This is a genomic window from Dinghuibacter silviterrae (assembly GCF_004366355.1).
In the GTDB taxonomy this organism is placed as follows: domain Bacteria; phylum Bacteroidota; class Bacteroidia; order Chitinophagales; family Chitinophagaceae; genus Dinghuibacter; species Dinghuibacter silviterrae.
On sequence record NZ_SODV01000002.1, the window covers coordinates 2,015,228 to 2,034,473 of the forward strand.

Below are 19,246 nucleotides of genomic sequence, written 5' to 3' on the forward strand. Positions count from 1 at the left end.
GAATGTACGTAGAAAAACGGATAAAAACATCAGACCGGTAACTTTTTATTAACAGATTTTTGCTCCGACCAGGTAGAAGTACGGTTGCGGCGGACTAAGCGGACAATTTAGTCCGCCGCAACCGTACCGCTCATGATTTTAAAGGGCGCCGGAGGCGCCCTTTGCGCTGTTCACCTTTGTTGATAACCAAAAAGTGGGCCGAATACCTCCATGTATTATATTTGCCCCGGGTGTTATTACTAAGAATTTTAGTATGGCTGATAATAATAAAGACTTATTCAATTACACGGAAGACTCCATCCGGTCCCTGGACTGGAGGGAGCACATCCGTCTTCGTCCGGGGATGTATATCGGGAAGCTGGGCGACGGAACCAGCCCGGACGACGGGATTTATGTGCTCCTCAAGGAAGTGCTCGACAACTGCATCGACGAGCACACGATGGGCTATGGCAAACAGGTCGACCTGACCATTGAAGGTAAGACGGTGACCGTCAGGGACTTCGGTCGGGGTATCCCCCTGGGAAAAGTGGTCGACGTGGTCTCGAAGATCAATACCGGCGCCAAATACGACAGCCAGGCTTTCCAGAAGTCGGTGGGGCTGAACGGGGTGGGTACCAAGGCGGTGAATGCTTTGAGCAGCTATTTTAAAGTGGAGAGTATCCGGGACGGGAAGTCGAAGGTCGCCGAATTCCAAAGGGGTGAGCTGACCAAGGACCACAAGGAGGCCAAAACCAACGAGCCCAACGGTACCCAAGTCACCTTTATCGCGGACGAAACCGTATTTAAGAACTTCCACTTCGTCCACGAATACCTGGACAACCAGCTTTGGAACTATTGCTACCTGAATGCCGGGCTGATCATCCAGTTTAATGGGAAAAAATACGTCAGCAAAAACGGTCTCCTGGACCTGCTCCAGCGGAAGTCCAACCCTGACGAGATCCGTTATCCCATCATCCACCTCAAAGGGAACGACATAGAGGTGGCCCTGACCCACAACAACGACTACGGCGAAGACATCTATTCTTTTGTCAACGGTCAATACACCACCCAGGGCGGGACGCACCAGCAGGCCTTCCGGGAAGGTTTTGTAAAAACCATCCGTGATTTTTATAAAAAGGACTATGACGTCCAGGACATCCGCCAAAGCATCGTGGCGGCCGTCTCGGTCCGCGTCCAGGAACCTGTCTTCGAGTCCCAAACCAAAACAAAGCTCGGCTCCCTCAACGTTTTCGACGGCGGTCCGAGCATGAAAAACTTTGTGGGTGACTTCCTCGCAAAGGCGCTGGACGACTACCTCCACAAAAATCCCACCTCCGCCGACGCGCTCAAAAAGCGGATCGAGCAAAGCGAACGCGAACGCAAAGAGCTCGCGGGGATCAAAAAGCTCGCCAACGAGCGCGCCAAAAAGGCCAACCTCCACAACAAAAAACTGCGAGACTGCCGGGTCCACCTGGACGACGAACCCCCGGGCCGCGGCAAGGAGGAGTTCATCGAGCGCCAGCAACAAACCACCATATTTATTACTGAAGGCGACTCCGCCAGCGGGTCCATCACCAAGTCCAGGGACGTCGATACCCAGGCGGTGTTTTCGCTCCGCGGTAAACCCCTCAACTGTTACAGCCTGACCAAAAAGGTGGTCTACGAAAACGAGGAGTTTAACCTCCTGCAACACGCCCTCAACATCGAGGAGGGGCTCGAAGGGCTTCGCTACAACAGGATCATCATCGCCACCGATGCCGACGTCGACGGTATGCACATCCGTTTGCTGATGATGACCTTCTTCCTGCAATTTTTCCCCGACCTCGTCAAAAGACAACACGTGTCCGTCCTTGAAACCCCGCTTTTCCGGGTTCGCAATAAACAGGAGACCATTTATTGTTATGACGAGGCCGAAAAACAGGCCGCCATCAAAAAGCTTGGCGGCAAACCCGAGATCACCCGCTTCAAAGGCCTCGGTGAAATCTCCCCCGACGAGTTCGGCCGGTTTATCGGACCCGACATGCGCGTCCAGCCCGTCCTCCTCGAAGACGGCGACCACATCCAGGGGCTGCTCGAATATTATATGGGTAAAAACACCATGGAAAGACAGGAATTCATCATCAACAACCTCAGGGTGGAAATGGACGCGGCAGAGCTGGAGGAGGCTCCAGGCAAATAAATGATTCATATCGTTTTCCAAACCTCCGACGTCCACGTGCTGCAACAGGCTATGGCGCTCGACCCTGACCTCCAGGGCGACGTCCTGCAGATCCATGACGACCTTGCGGTGGGACCGCTTTCCTCTTTGGATACACCCGATGGCTGGCAAACCCGCCGGGACTGGTGGAAGACCGTGGTCGAGTTCACGCCCTACACCGAGGCTTCGGGAATGTCCGACGACCAGATGACCCTCCACAAGCTGCGCCAGGTGCTGGACGCCGACCCCACGGTCGAGGTCTGGGTATGGATGGCCCAAAACGCCCACGACGTCTGCGGCTACTACTGGCTGGTGAACCGTTTGAAAGACTACCAGGGTAGGGTACAGGTGTTGTACCTGAATAACCTTCCTTTTCTCACGGAAAAAGGCACGATCTTTTACCCGGTTTACCTGTTCGAGATCCAGCCCTCCGAGTTCCGCAAGGCCAAGCGCCTCGCCCGTCCGATCACCCCCAGCGAATTCGAGATCGACCCCGACGAATGGGCACGCCTGTGCCAGGAAGACGCCGGTGTCCGTTTGCTCGAAGGCGGGAAAAAGATCGCCGGCCGCGCGTACGACCACTTTGACAAGGACCTTTTATCCAATATAACGACGCAGTGGCAGAAGGTGAGCCGCGTGCTGGGGAATACCTTGCACCGGATGAAGGTGAAGACGGGGGATGCGTTTCTCTTGTGGCGGTTGCGGACGCTCGTCGCCTCCGGGGCGCTGCAGATGACTGGGGACTTGTCCAAAGGGTGGACCGCCGCAGAAGTGAAGTTGCCCGGCGGACCGGCCGCCGAAGGCGAAGGCGCCGAGGGGGCTCCGGCTGCCGCCGGCACGGCGAGTGCCGCTGGCCCTTCCTCCGGCGCGGCCGCGCCTCCAACGAAATGACCCATGCGCCTCACCGGCATCCACCATATCGCCATCATCACCGCCCACCTGGAGGCCAGCAAAGCCTTTTACACCGGCGTCCTCGGCTTCCGGATCGACCGCGAGGTCTACCGGGCCGAACGCGATTCTTATAAAATCGACTTATCTCTGAACGGGCAATACGTGATCGAACTGTTCACCTTCCCCGGCGCACCCGAGCGCCCATCCTACCCCGAGGCCCGGGGCCTGAGACACCTGGCCTTCGCAGTGGAGGATGTGGATGCAGCGGCCGCGGAAATCACCGGCAAGGGCGTTGCCGTCCAGCCGGTGCGGGTGGACGAGTTCACCGGAAAGCGGTTTACTTTTTTTGCAGATCCCGACGGCCTGCCGTTGGAATTATACGAACTATGATTCACGTTACCCCCATGGAGCAGATCGGCCTCGACGAACGGGGCGGCACCTATGTTTTCGACACCAGCGGCAGGAGCGGCCCTTTTATGATGACCCACCGCCGGGCCGGCAGCGTCAGCGGCCGCCACTTCCACCAGGGCATCCACCCGGGTAAAAACCCCGAGCGGCTTGTCCTGATGAAGGGAGACATCCTCCTCAACTGGAAGCACGTCGGCGGTGACGCGCACGGCAGCCAGCCGGTCCACGGCCCCGCCCTGATCGTCATCCCGGCCGGGGTCTGGCACGAGGTCATCGCCGTCACCGACTTTGTCATGATGGAGCTCAACTCCACGGCGGACGGGAAGGGGGATACGTATTGGATGTTGCCCGAGGAGCTGGGATAAACACTATATTTGACGATAATGGATAACGCACAAGAAGACTTTAAGGACAAAGGCGTGAAAGGCCTTTACGAACACTGGTTCCTGGATTACGCCTCCTACGTGATCCTGGAACGCGCCGTACCCGCGATGGAAGACGGTCTAAAACCCGTGCAGCGCCGCATCTTGCATGCGATGAAGGAGATGGACGACGGACGATTCAACAAGGTGGCCAATATCATCGGCCAAAGCATGCAATACCACCCCCACGGCGACGCCAGCATCGGTGACGCCCTGGTTAACATGGGCCAGAAGGACCTGATGGTCGACACCCAGGGCAACTGGGGAGACGTCCGTACGGGGGACGAGGCCGCGGCCTCCCGGTATATCGAGGCCCGTTTGAGCAAATTTGCGCAGGACGTGGCTTTCAACCACAAGACCACCAACTGGCAGGTCAGCTATGATGGCCGCAAACAGGAACCCGTGGCGCTGCCGATGAAGTTCCCGTTGCTGCTCGCCCAAGGGGCCGAAGGGATCGCCGTGGGTTTGTCCACGAAGATCCTTCCGCACAACTTCTGCGAGCTCATCGACGCCGCGATTAAATACCTGAAGGGGCGCAAGTTCGAACTCTACCCGGACTTCAATACCGGGGGCATGATCGACGTCACCAACTACAACGACGGCAAACGCGGCGGCAAGGTCCGGGTCCGCGCACACATAGAAGAGGCGGATAAAAAGACGCTCCTCATCAAGGACGTACCGTACGGGGTCACGACCACCCAGCTCATCGATTCCATCCTGAAGGCCAACGACCAGGGTAAGATCAAGATCAAAAAGGTGCGCGACAATACCGCGGCCGAGGTCGAGATCCAGGTCGAGCTGGCGCCCGGTATTTCCCCGGACATCACCACGGACGCCCTCTACGCCTTTACCGACTGCGAGGTCAGCATCTCCCCGAACGCCTGCGTGATCGTGGACGAGAAACCCCGCTTCATGGGCGCGCACGACCTCCTGACCGCGTCGGTGGACCACACCAAGGAACTCCTGAAAAAGGAACTGGAGATCAAGCTCCGGGAGCTGGAGGAAAAGTGGCACTATACTTCTTTGGAGAAGATATTTTTTGAGGAAAAAATATACAAGGAATTAGAAAAGCGTTACGATACCTGGGACAAAGTACTGGCGGGGATCGAGAAGGCCTTTGTTCCTTTTGCCCCCAAATTGAAACGCGCGATCACCCGCGAAGACATCCTCAAGCTGACCGAAAAGCCCGTCCGCCGGATCTACAAGCTGGATATCGACGAGCTCGACGCGCAGCTCAAGGGGATCAACGCCGAGATCAAACAGGTCAAGCACGACCTCGCCAACCTCGTCGACTTCGCCGTAGCGTATTATGAAAACCTCCTGAAAAAATACGGCAAGGGGCGCGAACGCAAAACAGAGATCCGTTTGTTCGAAGCCATCCAGGCCAAACAGGTCGCCATTGCCAACGCCAAGCTGTACGTCAACAGGGCCGACGGCTTTATCGGTTCCGGCCTCAAAAAGGACGAATTCATCAGCGACTGTTCCGACCTCGACGACATCATTGCCTTTACAAAGGCGGGCAAAATGAAGGTCGTCAAACTGGCCGACAAGGTCTTTATCGGGAAGGACATCCTCCACGTGGCCGTCTTCAATAAGAACGACGAGCGCACGACCTACAATATGATCTATCTCGACGGCGCCAGCGGCGTGACGTATGCCAAACGCTTCAACGTCACCGGTGTCACCCGGGACAAGGAATACGACCTCACGAAGGGCGATCCCAAATCCAAGGTGCTTTATTTCTCCGCCAATCCAAACGGGGAAGCCGAAAGTGTGGCCATCCTGCTCAGCCCGAACTCACCCGCCCGCAATAAGAACCTGGAATTCTTTTTCGAAGAGCTGGAGATCAAGGGCCGCAACGTGATGGGCAACCAGGTCACCAAGTACGGGGTCAAGAGCGTAAAGCTCAAGGAAGCCGGCAAGTCCACCCTGTCCGCCCGCAAGCTTTGGTACGACGACACCTTTGGGCGTCTCAGCCTTGAAGAAAAGGGCCGCTATCTTGGCAGCTTCGACACCGAAGACCGCATCCTCGTCGTCTACAACGACGGCTACTACGAGATCGCCAGCCAGGAACCCACCCAGCGCTTCGAGCCCGAAAAGGTCATCTTTATCGGCAAATTCAACCCCGAGGCCACCATTACCGCCGTCTATCTCGACGCCGAAAAGGCCCAATACAACGTCAAACGGTTCAAGATCGAAACCACCACGCTCAACAGCAAATTCCTCTTCATCAAGGAAGGCGAAGGCAACGAGGTGGCGCTCGTCACCACGGCGGAAAGCCCCGTGGTGCTGATCCAGACCGGCAAGAAAACCGACCCCCATGTCGAGAAGATCAAGATCGCCGGTTTTGTCGACGTCATGGGCTGGAGGGCCCTCGGCAACAAGCTGGTCGATAAGAAGGGCGTGACGCTGTTGTGGGACCAGCGGTCGACGAAGTCGGACGATATCCAGGCGGAACTCTTTTAAAGATGGCGGCCCGGCGGTTTTCGCCGGGCCGCCATCTTTATCGCTTCAGGTAACGCTGCATTTCCCGCTGGCTGTCCTTCGCCTTCAGCGTCTCGCGCTTGTCGTGCAGCTTTTTCCCCTTGGCCAGGCCAATCTCCATCTTGGCGAGGCTTTTGTCGTTAAAGAAGATTTTCAGGGGAACCAGGGTGTATCCCTTCTCCTTTATCTTCGCCTGGATCTTATCCAGTTCCCTTTTGTGTAGCAGGAGCTTCCTATCCCGGGTGGCGATGTGGTTGTTGTCGGTACCAAAAGTATATTCGGCGATATAAAGGCTTTTGATCCACAGCTCGCCCTTGTGGAAAAGGCAATAGCTGTCGTTAAAGCTGACTTTTCCCTCCCGGATGGACTTTACCTCGGTCCCCGCAAGGACCATGCCCGCGGTATAGGTATCCTCGATAAAGAATTCATGATAGGCGCCCCGGTTCGAAATCGTGCTCATGGGCGCAAAGGTCCTAATTATTCGGGAATTTCCCAGATTGCGTATATCCGGGTGGCCTTGTTGAAGGCGCCCGCATAAGAATGCCCGCATATCCGGAAGTGCTGCACGGGGCTTCGGGTCTTGCTTTCAGGGCTCACCACGTTCCAGAGGTTTTCCTCCGCATCGGCCGGTGCGGCTGCCCGCACGGGTTCCAGGGATTGGGGGTCCAGGGTAACCTTGGCAAAGCCCGAGTGGAAGTACATTTTCCCGGGGTAAAGGGGATGGTGTCTGTCGGTCGTCTGGGGATCCCATCCCGCGGCATGTTTTGGATGGACGCCAAAGACGAGTGGGTCGAAATCCCTGTCGGGCATGGGCGCACGATCGTCTGACAGGCCCAAATGTCCAAGGTAAAAGAAGGGGTTGCCCTGATCGTCGTACCGGCTCCAGGGATCGTACACGTATCCGAACGTCAGCACGTAACGCCCATCCTTATCATATCCGGCGGCCAGCCCGGCGCGGCTGGCGACGAGGTCCTGGTAAAATTGTTTTGCGGAATAGTCGTTGATGATGTCGTGCTTGCCCGATTGCCAGGAATTGTATTGGATGGGCGTTTGTGACAAAGACGACGCATTGGTTTCATTCAAGGCCACGTCCCCCAGCATATCCAGGCTGGGGATCTGGAAGATTCCGACGTCGGTTTGGGCCTTTTGTGTTTTTAAGACAAAAAACCTGTCACCTAAGATGCTGGCGCTAATGGAGAAGGGTTGGGTCGTGTCCATGTCGTTAAAGGCAGCCAGGGCCGACAACGCTTTGATATGCGCCTGGAACGTTTCGAGGTCCACGATCATGAACCATGGATCGGTGTTCCGGTGCTGGGCGACCAGCACCAGCTGACGCCCGCGTGTAAAGGCCAGCGTGGCCCCGGCATTGAGGTCGAGCCGTTGGGCACTCCCTTCAGGAACATAGTGCACATAGCCCATGGCCAACGCCGGTTGCTTTATCTTATCCAACACGATGCTGTCAAGCAGAATGTCCCCTCCCGGACCTTGCCTTTCGAAATACAACGCGTGTCCATACCGTGAGGACGACAAGAGGTAAGGTTTGCCCTCGCTATCCAGGAAAAAGCCCATGCGGATCGAGCTTTGGGCGGGATTCAGGATAGGGACTTCTTCGGTCGTATGGGATGAAAAATCGATCACTTTGTCGTAGAGTGTTTCCTCCCGTCTTGGCGATTGTATGGTAAAATAATGGTGATAGACATTCCCCCTGACGGCTGTGCCCAACCGGCAGGCCCGGTCCAGGAAAAACATATTGGAAGCGGGATCCCCTTTCTCTGTAAACTGATGAAGGACCTGACACTGGCTGTCCAGGAGGATGTATTGTTGCTGCTGCCCCATGTCCAGGGCAAGACAGGAAGCGCCGCCGGAAGCGGGTGTCACTAAACGGGCGGACACGATGTCCGCGGCGTCCGGAACCGGGAAACGGAGAACAGTATCCTGGGCATGCAAAAACGCGCTGCCCAGCAAGCAAAGGGTGAACAGGAAAGCCTTCATTATGCAGGGTATAGCTAGTGCGCGAACAACATCAGCGCCTCAGCAATCCGCTCCTTCATCACCTTGCGGTCCACGATGAAATCCAGGAAGCCGTGTTCCAGGACGAACTCGCTTCGTTGAAAACCTTCGGGAAGTTCCTTGCGGATCGTTTCCTTGATGACCCGGGGGCCCGCAAAGCCGATCAGGGCGCCGGGTTCCGCGATGTTAAGGTCGCCCATCATTGCAAACGAGGCGGTGACGCCCCCAAAGGTGGGATCCGTCATCAGGGAGATGTAGGGGAGCTTTGCTTCCGCCAGCTGGGTCAGCTTACCGATGGTTTTGGCCATTTGCATCAGGGAAAAAGCGCTTTCCATCATACGGGCGCCCCCGGATTTGGAGATGATCAGCAGCGGAAGACGGTGGTGCAGGCAGTAATCCACGGAACGGGCGATCTTTTCCCCCATCACGCTGCCCAGGGAGCCCCCGATGAACTCGAAGTCCATACAGGCCACAACAATTCCTTCACACGCCATTTTGCCCGTGGCAACGCGTATGGAGTCCTTGAGGTCTGTTTTACGCCACACCTCCTCCAGGCGCTTGCTATAAGGTTTGAGGTCCGTAAAACCCAGGAAGTCCTTGGAGCGGATGTCCGCGAAAAGTTCTGTATATTCCTTGTTGTCGAACAACAGCTCGAAATATTCGGCGCTGCCGATGCGATGGTGGTAGTTGCATTGCGGACAAACGAACCAGCTTTCCCTCAGTTCGATCATCGTGCAGGTATACTTACACTGCGGACATTTCGTCCACAATCCCTCCGGCACTTCCTTTTTCTCTGCGGTGCTGGTCTGGATCCCCTTCTTGATCCGCTTAAACCATCGGGTCTTCGATTCTTCAGACTGGCCTTCCTCTCCGGTAAGGTTTACTTCGAAATCCTCCTCATGTTGGGACATCGCTAGCTCCTTTTTTAAACCGCTAATGTCGGGATTTTTCCTATGCGACGGTAACTTTTTTCTCTAAATACACATCTTGTACCGCCTGTATAATGTCGACACCCTCGTTGAAAGGCCGCTGGAAAGCCTTGCGTCCCATGATCATGCCCATCCCGCCGGCGCGTTTGTTGACGACGGCCGCAGTGACGGCTTCCGCCATGTCCGAGGCGCCCTTGGATTCCCCGCCGGAATTGATCAAGCCCACGCGCCCGCTGTAGCAGTTCAGCACCTGGTAACGGCAAAGATCGATGGGGTGGTCGGTGGTCAGTTTTTCGTACACCAACGGAGACGTTTTGCCGAATTTGAGCGCCAGGTAGCCGCCGTTGTTGGTGGGTAATTTTTGTTTGATGATGTCGGCCCGCAGCGTCACGCCAAGGTGGTTGGCCTGACCCGTGAGGTCCGCTGAGGTATGATAGTCGACGCCGTCCACCTTGAAGGCGGCGTTACGCGTATAACACCAGAGGATGGTCGCCATGCCCAGCTCGTGGGCCAGTTCGAAGGCTTCCCCGATCTCTTTGAGCTGACGGTCGCTCTCGGCACTGCCCCAATAAATGGTCGCGCCCACCGCAACGGCGCCCATGTTCCAGGCGCTGCGTACGGTCCCGAAAAGCGTTTGATCGTAACGGTTAGGGTAACTCAAAAATTCATTGTGGTTGATCTTCACCACAAAAGGGATGCGGTGCGCATACTTCCGGCTCATGATGCCCAACACGCCAAAGGTCGAGGCCACGGCGCTGCAACCCGCTTCCACGGCCAGCCGGATGATATTTTCCGGGTCGAAATACATCGGATTGGGGGCAAAGGCGGAACCGCCGCTGTGCTCTATGCCCTGGTCTACCGGGAAGATGGACAAATAGCCGCTCCCGCCCAGGCGGCCGTGGTCCAGCAGGATCTGGAGGCTGCGCAGGGTCTGGTTATTGCGGTCGCTGTTGGTCCAAATTCTTTCTACATGGTCGGGAGAAGGCAGGTGCAGACCTTCTTTTGGAACGGTTGTACACTTATGATCCAGCAGGTAGGCTGCTTTTTCTCCCAATAATTCTGAAATTTTAGAGAACGACATAGAGGGTGTTTTGTCCCCAAATATAGTATCTTAGCGACGCTTTTTTTTAATTGACAAAATTTGTAATACAACATGGCTAAGTACCGTGCCGGCGTCTTGTTCGGCGATGAATTAAGCGCGTTATACGAAGACGCAAAGACCGGCAAGTTCGCCTTGCCGGCCGTTAATGTGATCAGCACCAATACGATCAACGCCGTATTGGAAACCGCCGCCAAGGTGAATTCCCCGGTCATCATCCAGTTTAGTAACGGCGGAGCCCAGTTTGTGGCCGGCAAAGGTATGCCCAACGACCACCTTCAGGCCAATATCGCCGGAGCCATCAGCGGCGCCCTGCACGTACACAACGTCGCCCGCTACTACGGCGTACCCGTCGTCCTCCACACCGACCACGCCGCCAAAAAATGGCTGCCCTGGATCGACGGCCTGCTCAAAGCCGGTGAAGAATACAAACAAAAGAACGGGCAACCCCTGTTCAGCTCCCACATGCTGGACCTCAGCGAGGAGCCCCTCCACGAAAATATCGAGATCTCCACCGAATACTTCAAACGCATCAACGCCCTGGGCATGAGCCTGGAAATCGAACTCGGCGTGACCGGCGGTGAAGAAGACGGCGTTGACAACAGCGGCGTGGAAAACAGCAAGCTCTATACCCAACCCCAGGAAGTAGCCGAAGCCTACGAAGCCCTTTCCAAGATCGGCTCCCTCTTTACCGTGGCCGCCTCCTTCGGGAACGTCCACGGCGTCTACAGCCCCGGCAACGTCGAGCTGCGCCCCGACATCCTCCGCAACAGCCAGACCTACATCCAGGAACACTACAAGACCGGTGACAAACCTGTCTACTTCGTTTTCCACGGCGGCAGCGGCTCCCCCAAACACCAGATCACCGAAACCCTCGACTACGGCGTCATCAAAATGAACATCGACACCGACATGCAATGGGCGTTCTGGGAGGGGGTGCTCATGTACTACAAGAAGAATGAAGGCTATCTGCAGGGCCAGTTGGGTAACCCCGAAGGCGCGGAGAAGCCGAACAAAAAATACTATGACCCGCGCGTATGGCTGCGCAAGGGCGAGGAGAACTTCGTGAAGCGTTTGGAAGAGGCGTTCGGCGACCTGAACTGCGTCGGGCGGAACCTCTAGTCGTTGAAGCTCCCCGTCTGCTTCTGAATATACATCAGGTTCTTCTGGAGCGTCTGCTTGAGCTGCCGCTTGACCAACTGCCCCATGGACCTGCTCTTTTCGAAAACAGGCGCTTTAAAATACCGGGCCAGCTCCCCACGGAGCTGGCTCAATTTTTCGGGGCTGGAGATGGCGTCCGAGGCCATGATGTTGAACAGCTCCATCAACCGGAACCGCGACGCCACGACCCGGTACGCCATGATGGTCCGTTCCTCCACCTGGTATTGCTCGATGGAGCTGCGGTTCAGGTGTTTCATGACCAGCTCCACGTAGGGATTGTTCTCCTTGAAGAACTGCGGCAAATAGAGGTTCATCCTCCCCTCGTAAGACTGCTGGTCGAAGTCGATCGCCCGGATGCGATATTGATAGTCCTCGATGTCCGGGGTGATCCCCACCACAAAATTATACGACCGCATGTCCCCCAGCAGGCGCACGAAACAGCGCTCGTTGAACTTCACGAATTCCTTAGCCAGCCTGATCCGGTTCGTAAAAGGATCGTTCAGGTACTGCTGTATGAAAACGTCCCCCGGTATCCCCGGAATGTGCTCCTCCACCAGCGTCGTCCGGCTGGTGAGAAACGTGATCCGGTTCGGGGACAACAGGTGCTCCAGCTCCAACCCATAGATGCGGGAGGCGTCCGCCACCTTGATGTAATAATGGTCGTAGTTGTCGTTGTATTTATTGACGATCCGGATCCGGAAGGGCTGCGAGTTCCCAAACCGGCAAAAATCGATGCGCGCGACATTCAGATGCCCTGCAAAAGTAAGGTCTCCTTCCGTTTTTAATATTGCATAGATAAAAACCAGTTTTTCCGCCAGGTATTCCCACTCCCGAAGGTCATACGAACAGGTCTCCCAAAGCGTATCGTTGCCTCTTTTGTCCTTGAGCGGTATGCTGGTCCGGAAGTGCAGCAGGTCCTTATACGACACGGGAAGTTTGACCTCCCGCCCATGTTTGCGTAAATAGGCGCTCAGGGGTTCCTGTACCGGGAAAAAAGGCTTTTTACGCGACGGCTTGCCCGCCTCCTGACCTGCGTCCATCCTGAATTGCATAACCTAAGGTAAGGAATTTCGAAGGGCCCTGAAATAGGCCGGCGCGTGTTTCAGGCGGCTGCCGTACCAACTGAACATCTCGCCGTCAACCAGGATCGACCGCGCGTTAGGCAACTCCGCCGCGTGCGGCTCCTTAAAAGGGTAGGGCTCGCTGGACAGGAGCGCCAGCCCCGTTACCTCCGCGGGATCGACCGTGGGATAGCGCTTCAGGTGTCCGTATACGTTGGTAAACCCCGCGTGGGCCATCATGTCGCTGATAAAGGTGTCGCCGCCGGCGACCATCCAGGGGGAGCGCCAGATGAAGTAGGCGGCCGGAACCGGCGCCGCGACTAGCGCGGCAAACTCCGCCTCGATTTCTTCGGCCAGCTCCGAAGCCTGCGACTCCCGCTCCGTGAGCCGCCCCACCTCACGGATCATCGCAAGCGCCCCGCGCAAATCCGCCACATCGGTCACGTATACACGCGCAAACGCCTGCAAGGCCTCCACCTGCTCGCGCACATTCTCCTCCTTACTGGCCAGGATCAGGTCGGGCCGGAGCCCGTAAACGATGTCAGGAGACACGTTCTTCGTCCCGCCCACGCGGCGCTTGGTAGAAAACCATGCAGCAGGATGCACACAAAATTTGGTAATCCCCACGACCTCATCGCTCAACCCCAGGTCAAAAAGCAGCTCGGTGAGCGAAGGCACGAGGGAGACGATCCTCATTTCCGCAAACTCTGAATCAGGTCGTACTTGGTCACGATATGATAATCCCCCATATCATCCTTGGAAAGAATCGCCCCGTTATCCCGGGAGATCAGCGTACTGAGCCGCTCCACGGGCGTATCAAAGGCGACGACCGGGTACGCGGGCTCCATGACAGCCTGGATGGTATGGTTGCGGAGATCCGGCTGGTTGAGCAGGCGGGAGAAAAGACCGCTTTCGGATATCGAGCCCAGGGGGGACTCGCCGTTCATCACGGGGATGTTTTCGATGTCGTATTTTTTCATGAGGTCGATCGCTTCGCCGACCTTTTGGTGGGGTAGGAGGGTGATGAGCCGGCGGCCGCCGGGACGGCTGTTGACGATGTCCTTGACGGTTTTGACGTCCATGAAGCCGCGCTCCATCATCCATTGGTCGTTGTAGACCTTGCCCACATACCGGCTGCCATGGTCATGGAAAATAACGACGACGAGGTCGTCTTTTTTCAGCCTGTCCTTGAGCTGGAGGATGCCCTTGAGCGCGTTGCCCGCGCTGTAACCCACGAAGATGCCTTCCTCTTTGGAAATGCGGCGCGCCATCAGGGCGCCGTCCTTATCGGTCACTTTTTCGAAGTGATCGATGACGCTCATGTCGTAGTTCTGGGGGATAAAGTCTTCGCCGATGCCCTCCGAAATATAAGGATAAACTTCGCTGGCGTCCAGGGTCCCGGTGTCATGGTATTTTTTGAGGAGCGAGCCGAAAGGATCGACGGCCCAGATCTGAATGTCCGGATTTTTTTCCTTCAAAAATTTACCCGTACCGACAATCGTGCCGCCCGTGCCGGTGGCTACGACGAGGTGGGTGATCTTGCCCTCGGTTTGTTCCCAGATTTCCGGACCCGTGGTCTCGTAGTGGGCGTCCCGGTTGGCAAGGTTGTCGTATTGATTGACGTGGAAGGAATTGGGGATCTCCCTGGCCAGCCGGCGCGCGACCGAATAGTAGGAGCGGGGGTCTTCGGGCTCCACGTTGGTGGGGCAAACGATCACCTCGGCGCCCACGGCCTTGAGGATGTCGAATTTCTCCTTCGACTGTTTGTCGGTGGTGGTGAAAATACACTTGTACCCTTTGACACAGGCGGCCAGCGCCAGGCCCATACCGGTATTGCCGCTGGTGCATTCGATGATGGTGCCGCCCGGTTGGATGCGCCCTTCTTTTTCCGCGACCTCCAGCATCTTCAGGGCCATACGGTCCTTGATCGAGTTGCCGGGATTGAAGTATTCCACCTTGGCCAGAACGGTGCAGGGCAGGTCTTTGGTGATTTTATTGAGCTGGATCATAGGGGTGTTCCCTATGGTTTCCAAGATGTTTTTCTTCCACATATTGTAAAGTTACAAAATTCCCCCGGCGACCACCTCGGGACGGCGGGCAAAACCCGCCGCGGAGGCCGCTGGTCGCGGCGAACTCAGGGCGCGAAAGGCGCCGTGGGCTGCCGCGCTATTTAAGTACTTCTTCGGCTTTTTTGATCATCGTATCATCCTGGTTATACACCTCATAAAACCCTTCCATCCTCCAAATCTGGTGCGCCAGCAGGCTCTTGGTCCTGAGCAAAAGCATGTCCTTGTCCCTGGCGGGCAGGTACTGCAACTGGACGCTGTCCCGGACGGCAAAACGGGCCAGGTCCGCCCAAAGGGCTTCGGTGGTATGAAAGTCACGGGCGAAAGCGGCCGGCGACCCATACTGGTCCATGGCGGACCGGTGGCCGACATAGTATTTGTAGGCAAAATCGACCAGGGTGTTGTAGCGCAACAGGCGGGTGATCACCGGGCTGTATTCGGTCGTGTCCAGCGGGACGAAAAGGTCGGGCATGATGCCCCCGCCTCCATAGACCTTTCTACCCAGGGGGGTGGTGTATACCTGGCCCACGGCCACCTTGTTGCTGTCGGCATTGACGAGCTCCCCATTGTGGATGCGGTTCAGGAGGTCGTCCTCGTACACCTTGATCCCCTTCGCATAAGACTTCTGGATACAGCGGCCGAGGGGGGTATAGTAACGGGCGATGGTGAGCCGGAGGGCGGACCCGTCGGTGAGCGAATATTGTTCCTGGACAAGCCCCTTGCCAAAGCTCCGGCGGCCGATGATGGTGGCCCTGTCCCAGTCCTGGAGGGAGCCGGTCAGGATCTCGCTGGCGGAGGCGGTGCCTTCATCGACCAGGACGACGAGCTTGCCCTTTTCAAAAATACCGGGGTGGTCCGCCTTGTATTCCTTTTTGGGGCTGTGGACCCCTTGCGTATACACGATGAGTTTATTGTCGTCCAGGAATTCGTCGGCGATTTTGACCGCCTGTTCCATGTATCCGCCCCCGTTATCGCGGAGGTCCAGGACAAGGCGTTGCATGCCCTTCTTCTTCAGGGAATCCATGGCGTCCATGAACTCCTGGTAGGTCGTGGCGGAAAACTTATTGAGTTTGATGTACCCCACTTCCGGTTCGAGCATATACGCGGCGTCGAGGCTGTTCAGGGGGACCAGCGACCGGGTGATGACAAAGTCCTTGGGCTGCCCCTGGCGCAGGACGGAAATCTTGACCTGGCTGGCTTCAGGGCCTTTGAGCATTTTGCGGACGAGGTCGTTCGTGAGCTTTCGCCCGTTGAGCAAAGAGTCGTTGACCTTCAGGATCTGGTCGCCCACCATCAGGCCGGCCTTTTCCGAAGGTCCGCCGGGTACCACGCTCACGACATTGAGGGTATCGTTGAGCAGGTTGAACTCGATGCCGATGCCTTCGAAGCCGCCTTCCAGGTCCTCGTTGACTTCCGCCAGCTCACTGGCAGGGATAAACGCAGAATGCGGGTCCAGTTGATCCAACACGGTTCCGATGGCACTGTCGGTGACGGCGGGTACGTTGACCGAATCCACGTACCGGTTCCGGACAAGGTCCAGGATCTCCTGGAGGGAGGTGCTGGCGCCCGTCCTGCTGAACAGGCCCCCACCGGAGCCGCCCATATCCCTGCTCAGAGCGAAACCTATCCACATACCCACGATCATGGTCAACGCGAACAAGAGCGGCAACCAGACCTGTATTCTTCTGTTATTGTTCATTTGAATGGTGTACTTTGCGCTTGTGAAAGTGCGAATTTCACTAAAATTTGGCAAACTAACACGGGTTATTCAAGGATCAAGGACATGTCGAAGGTACTGATTGCTGACAGCGGGTCCACCAAAACGGAGTGGCGCTTGCTACAACAGCCCAAACGGAGTAAAACGATTTTCACGCAAGGGCTCAGCCCCTATTTCCTGGACGCGGCCCAGATCGAGGCGGTTCTCCGGAAAGAGCTGCTGCCTAAGTTGCCCGAGCACCCGGCGGAAGTCTTTTTTTACGGGACGGGCAACGCCAATCCCGCCAATGCCCGAATGATCAAGGGCGTACTCGCAAAAGTATTTCCAGGCGCTGCCGTCGAGGTCCGCCACGACCTGATGGGCGCGGCCCGGGCTTTGTGCGGACAGGAACAGGGGATCGCCTGTATCCTGGGTACCGGGTCCAATTCCGGGTATTACAACGGGAAGGCCATTACCCGCAACAGTCCGGGGCTCGGGTACGTCCTGGGCGACGAGGGCAGCGGCGCCTATCTGGGCAAAAGGGTGCTCCAATACTACCTCTACGGCACGTTTGACGAAGAACTGAAGGCCAAATTCGAGGGGCAATATACCAGCGATCCCGCCGCCATCCTGGACGCGGTGTACAAACAACCCTTGCCCAACCGCTACCTGGCGTCGTACGCCCGTTTTCTTTCGGAGAACCGGGGTCACTATATGGTGGAGAACATTATCGAGGATGGATTGAACGATTTCTTTTTCCAACACCTCTGTAAATACCGGGAGAGCTGGAGCAAGCCCATACACTTTATCGGAGGGGTAGCCCATGCTTTTGCCGATGTGCTCCGGGACCTTGGGCGAGCCTACGAGTTCGAGATCGGCAAAATTGTCGAGATGCCGATGGACGGGCTTGTCAAATACCACGCGGGCTAGGCCGCGCGCCTGCCGGCGCTTAAAAACATTCTTATGCCTTTTGAGAAGATCACCGAATCCCCCAGCCACTATCACGACCTGGAAAAAATGTCCATCCACGACCTCCTGGTCAGCATGAACCGCGAGGACCAGGGCGTCCCCCTGGCCGTCGAGCGGGCCATTCCTCAGATCGAGCGCCTCGTGGAAGCCGTCAGCGACCGGATGCTGGCCGGCGGCCGTCTTTTTTACATCGGCGCGGGGACCAGCGGCCGGTTGGGGGTCGTGGACGCCAGCGAGTGCCCGCCCACCTTTGGGGTGCCCTATGGGTTGGTTACCGGGATCATCGCGGGGGGCAGCAAGGCGATCACCACTGCCGTGGAGTTTGCCGAGGATTCTGCCGCCCAGGGTTGGAAGGACCTCCAGGCAGAAGGCGTCAGTGCCTCCGATTCCGTGATCGGCATCGCCGCCAGCGGGACCACCCCTTATGTCATCGGCGCCCTCGATGCCTGCCGCAAGGCCGGCATCCTGACCGGCTGTATCACCAATAACCCCGGCGCGCCCGTCACAGAGGTGGCCGATTTCCCCATAGAGGTCCCCGTGGGCCCCGAATTTGTCACCGGGAGCACCCGCCTCAAAAGCGGGACCGCTGCCAAGCTCGTCCTCAACATGATCTCGACCTCCGTCATGATCCGCCTGGGGCGCGTAAAGGACAACCGTATGGTCGACATGAAGCTGTCCAACGATAAACTCGTGGACCGCGGGACAAAAATGGTGATGGAACAGGTACCGGGGCTGACGTACGAACAGGCCAGGGACCTGTTGCTGCGCTATGGGAGTGTGCGCAAAGCAGTGGAAAAGCACTAGGGCGCCGTTCGCGGACCGCTGTCTCCCCGTCAGGGCTTCGCAATCGCCGTCGCATCCGGTGGATCCCCATGCACAAACGGCGGCCGCCCATCCCGGCGGAACTCCTTGTAAGCCAATGCCTCCGAAGTGTCGCCCGGAATCCTGCTGTAGGCCCGGAAGTACAGGAAACGCTTCCCGTCGGGCAACCCCTTGAACATCCGCCCCAGTTGCGCGCAAACCGCGTCACACTCCCGCGACAGGGCGATCGTATCCCCCATGGGTAACTGGGTTTTATACAAAAGAAAGGGATAATACCCCTCCGGCGTCCGGTATAGCGAGATGCGGAAGATGCTGGGTTTTGTCCGGACCAGGCTGTCGGTCATGGGAAAAGGATACGCCGTCGTAATCGCGCTGCTGAGCCGCTGGTCGAGCTCGCTGAGCTCCTTTTCCTTTTGATAATGGAGCAGGTCCCCTGCCGGCCGGAGCAGTTGTTCACCGATCAGCAGGTCGTTGGCGGCGTCGGCCAGGTAGCCCGAATCGAAGTCGCGTTGGGCCCGGTGGTACCAGTCGATGGCGTCCCCGTTCATGATTTTGAGCAGGCCGATCTCCAGGATGTTAAGTTTCCAGTCCTTGCCATATTTACCAAAGGAGGTTGTCAGGGCAAACGATTCGGAAGGCCCGGTAAAGTATCCTAGTGTGACCGACGTTTCCTCGGTCATCGGCTGGAAGTTCAGGGTGTAATCGTGTTCGCTGCCCTTGCCCCGGTGGACGTCGGCGTGGGTTTTCGCCCCCGTATAGACGATGTAAAACTGGTTTTTTTCCTTGTATTTGGCAGGGTCGAAGGCCACTTCGTTCCGCTCTACCTGTCCGGCAAAGTTGGACCCGACGCGGTTCCAGAGCGTGTCGCTGAAAAGGGTCCGGAGACCGGCGGTGTCTTTGGTGCTGATATCCCGGATGACGGTGGTGTTGAGCTGGCGGATGGCAGCGCGCACGGACGGATCGATCTGCCCGTCCACCCAGGTCCCACTTTTATGGCAAGCCGGCAAAGCAAAAAGACAGACCCACAGTCCCCAACGATGATTCATGGTCAA

17 protein-coding genes are annotated in these 19,246 nt (G+C 57.0%); 8 read left to right on the top strand and 9 right to left on the bottom strand.

Annotated features, from left to right (window positions below; genetic code table 11):
• The first annotated feature begins 253 nt into the window (after nt 1-253).
• From EDB95_RS25445 to EDB95_RS25465, 5 genes are read left to right on the top strand one after another with little or no spacing between them, the layout of a single operon-like run.
• Nucleotides 254-2,158 (top strand): DNA topoisomerase IV subunit B, encoded by a 1,905-nt coding sequence (locus EDB95_RS25445; protein WP_133999302.1) that lies wholly within the window; start codon nt 254-256, stop codon nt 2,156-2,158.
• Nucleotides 2,159-3,067: a DUF1835 domain-containing protein gene (locus tag EDB95_RS25450; protein WP_133999305.1), complete on the top strand. Its 909-nt coding sequence runs from the start codon at nt 2,159-2,161 to the stop codon at nt 3,065-3,067.
• A gap of 3 nt (nt 3,068-3,070) precedes the next feature.
• On the top strand, nt 3,071-3,457 hold the full coding sequence (gene gloA2, locus EDB95_RS25455) for an SMU1112c/YaeR family gloxylase I-like metalloprotein (RefSeq protein WP_133999308.1): 387 nt from the start codon (nt 3,071-3,073) through the stop codon (nt 3,455-3,457).
• The gene (locus EDB95_RS25460) at nt 3,454-3,840 is read left to right on the top strand and encodes a hypothetical protein (RefSeq protein ID WP_133999311.1); all 387 of its coding nucleotides are present in this window, start codon (nt 3,454-3,456) and stop codon (nt 3,838-3,840) included. Before gloA2 ends, EDB95_RS25460 begins: the two co-directional genes overlap by 4 nt.
• Before the next feature lie 18 nt (nt 3,841-3,858).
• On the top strand, nt 3,859-6,363 hold the full coding sequence (locus tag EDB95_RS25465) for a DNA gyrase/topoisomerase IV subunit A (protein ID WP_133999313.1): 2,505 nt from the start codon (nt 3,859-3,861) through the stop codon (nt 6,361-6,363).
• A 37-nt stretch (nt 6,364-6,400) separates the two neighbouring features.
• On the opposite strand, the gene smpB is transcribed toward EDB95_RS25465, so the two are convergent.
• The 4 genes from smpB to EDB95_RS25485 are packed head-to-tail and all read right to left on the bottom strand — an operon-like array spanning nt 6,401 to nt 10,401.
• The gene (gene smpB, locus EDB95_RS25470) at nt 6,401-6,841 is read right to left on the bottom strand and encodes an SsrA-binding protein SmpB (protein ID WP_133999316.1); all 441 of its coding nucleotides are present in this window, start codon (nt 6,839-6,841) and stop codon (nt 6,401-6,403) included.
• Between the two features lie 17 nt (nt 6,842-6,858).
• Entirely contained in the window at nt 6,859-8,373 is a 1,515-nt protein-coding gene (locus EDB95_RS25475) for a hypothetical protein (RefSeq protein ID WP_133999319.1), read from the bottom strand.
• 14 nt (nt 8,374-8,387) lie between these two features.
• Nucleotides 8,388-9,302, bottom strand: coding sequence for an acetyl-CoA carboxylase, carboxyltransferase subunit beta (gene accD / locus EDB95_RS25480; RefSeq protein ID WP_133999322.1), 915 nt, complete (start codon nt 9,300-9,302; stop codon nt 8,388-8,390).
• Between the two features lie 40 nt (nt 9,303-9,342).
• Complete coding sequence (locus EDB95_RS25485; RefSeq protein WP_133999325.1) at nt 9,343-10,401, bottom strand: class I fructose-bisphosphate aldolase; 1,059 nt, start codon at nt 10,399-10,401, stop codon at nt 9,343-9,345.
• A 72-nt stretch (nt 10,402-10,473) separates the two neighbouring features.
• On the opposite strand from EDB95_RS25485, the gene fbaA reads away from it, so the two are divergent.
• Nucleotides 10,474-11,541: a class II fructose-bisphosphate aldolase gene (gene fbaA / locus EDB95_RS25490; protein ID WP_133999330.1), complete on the top strand. Its 1,068-nt coding sequence runs from the start codon at nt 10,474-10,476 to the stop codon at nt 11,539-11,541.
• Here fbaA and EDB95_RS25495 read toward each other — a convergent pair.
• The 4 genes from EDB95_RS25495 to EDB95_RS25510 all read right to left on the bottom strand — a co-directional run bounded on the left by EDB95_RS25495 (nt 11,538) and on the right by EDB95_RS25510 (nt 16,406).
• Complete coding sequence (locus tag EDB95_RS25495) at nt 11,538-12,632, bottom strand: hypothetical protein (protein ID WP_246073783.1); 1,095 nt, start codon at nt 12,630-12,632, stop codon at nt 11,538-11,540. The genes fbaA and EDB95_RS25495 overlap by 4 nt on opposite strands.
• Before the next feature lie 3 nt (nt 12,633-12,635).
• The gene (locus EDB95_RS25500; protein WP_133999333.1) at nt 12,636-13,337 is read right to left on the bottom strand and encodes a helical backbone metal receptor; all 702 of its coding nucleotides are present in this window, start codon (nt 13,335-13,337) and stop codon (nt 12,636-12,638) included.
• Nucleotides 13,334-14,692 (bottom strand): pyridoxal-phosphate dependent enzyme, encoded by a 1,359-nt coding sequence (locus EDB95_RS25505; protein WP_133999336.1) that lies wholly within the window; start codon nt 14,690-14,692, stop codon nt 13,334-13,336. The genes EDB95_RS25500 and EDB95_RS25505 overlap by 4 nt, the downstream gene beginning before the upstream one ends.
• A 115-nt stretch (nt 14,693-14,807) precedes the next feature.
• Complete coding sequence (locus tag EDB95_RS25510; protein WP_133999339.1) at nt 14,808-16,406, bottom strand: S41 family peptidase; 1,599 nt, start codon at nt 16,404-16,406, stop codon at nt 14,808-14,810.
• A gap of 84 nt (nt 16,407-16,490) precedes the next feature.
• Between EDB95_RS25510 and EDB95_RS25515 the strand changes: the two genes are divergently transcribed.
• Nucleotides 16,491-17,333 (top strand): N-acetylglucosamine kinase, encoded by an 843-nt coding sequence (locus tag EDB95_RS25515; RefSeq protein ID WP_133999342.1) that lies wholly within the window; start codon nt 16,491-16,493, stop codon nt 17,331-17,333.
• 33 nt (nt 17,334-17,366) lie between these two features.
• Complete coding sequence (murQ, locus tag EDB95_RS25520) at nt 17,367-18,176, top strand: N-acetylmuramic acid 6-phosphate etherase (RefSeq protein WP_133999345.1); 810 nt, start codon at nt 17,367-17,369, stop codon at nt 18,174-18,176.
• Between the two features lie 29 nt (nt 18,177-18,205).
• Here murQ and EDB95_RS25525 read toward each other — a convergent pair whose 3' ends face one another.
• Nucleotides 18,206-19,240: a hypothetical protein gene (locus tag EDB95_RS25525; protein ID WP_133999348.1), complete on the bottom strand. Its 1,035-nt coding sequence runs from the start codon at nt 19,238-19,240 to the stop codon at nt 18,206-18,208.
• Nucleotides 19,241-19,246 lie beyond the last annotated feature (6 nt).

What these genes read in the sequence shown, in the direction of transcription:
- EDB95_RS25445 (WP_133999302.1), top strand. Translation starts at nt 254, where the DNA reads ATGGCTGATAATAATAAAGACTTATTCAATTACACGGAAGACTCCATC.
- EDB95_RS25450 (WP_133999305.1), top strand. Translation starts at nt 2,159, where the DNA reads ATGATTCATATCGTTTTCCAAACCTCCGACGTCCACGTGCTGCAACAG.
- gloA2 (WP_133999308.1), top strand. Translation starts at nt 3,071, where the DNA reads ATGCGCCTCACCGGCATCCACCATATCGCCATCATCACCGCCCACCTG.
- EDB95_RS25460 (WP_133999311.1), top strand. Translation starts at nt 3,454, where the DNA reads ATGATTCACGTTACCCCCATGGAGCAGATCGGCCTCGACGAACGGGGC.
- EDB95_RS25465 (WP_133999313.1), top strand. Translation starts at nt 3,859, where the DNA reads ATGGATAACGCACAAGAAGACTTTAAGGACAAAGGCGTGAAAGGCCTT.
- smpB (WP_133999316.1), bottom strand. Translation starts at nt 6,841, where the DNA reads ATGAGCACGATTTCGAACCGGGGCGCCTATCATGAATTCTTTATCGAG.
- EDB95_RS25475 (WP_133999319.1), bottom strand. Translation starts at nt 8,373, where the DNA reads ATGAAGGCTTTCCTGTTCACCCTTTGCTTGCTGGGCAGCGCGTTTTTG.
- accD (WP_133999322.1), bottom strand. Translation starts at nt 9,302, where the DNA reads ATGTCCCAACATGAGGAGGATTTCGAAGTAAACCTTACCGGAGAGGAA.
- EDB95_RS25485 (WP_133999325.1), bottom strand. Translation starts at nt 10,401, where the DNA reads ATGTCGTTCTCTAAAATTTCAGAATTATTGGGAGAAAAAGCAGCCTAC.
- fbaA (WP_133999330.1), top strand. Translation starts at nt 10,474, where the DNA reads ATGGCTAAGTACCGTGCCGGCGTCTTGTTCGGCGATGAATTAAGCGCG.
- EDB95_RS25495 (WP_246073783.1), bottom strand. Translation starts at nt 12,632, where the DNA reads ATGCAATTCAGGATGGACGCAGGTCAGGAGGCGGGCAAGCCGTCGCGT.
- EDB95_RS25500 (WP_133999333.1), bottom strand. Translation starts at nt 13,337, where the DNA reads ATGAGGATCGTCTCCCTCGTGCCTTCGCTCACCGAGCTGCTTTTTGAC.
- EDB95_RS25505 (WP_133999336.1), bottom strand. Translation starts at nt 14,692, where the DNA reads ATGTGGAAGAAAAACATCTTGGAAACCATAGGGAACACCCCTATGATC.
- EDB95_RS25510 (WP_133999339.1), bottom strand. Translation starts at nt 16,406, where the DNA reads ATGAACAATAACAGAAGAATACAGGTCTGGTTGCCGCTCTTGTTCGCG.
- EDB95_RS25515 (WP_133999342.1), top strand. Translation starts at nt 16,491, where the DNA reads ATGTCGAAGGTACTGATTGCTGACAGCGGGTCCACCAAAACGGAGTGG.
- murQ (WP_133999345.1), top strand. Translation starts at nt 17,367, where the DNA reads ATGCCTTTTGAGAAGATCACCGAATCCCCCAGCCACTATCACGACCTG.
- EDB95_RS25525 (WP_133999348.1), bottom strand. Translation starts at nt 19,240, where the DNA reads ATGAATCATCGTTGGGGACTGTGGGTCTGTCTTTTTGCTTTGCCGGCT.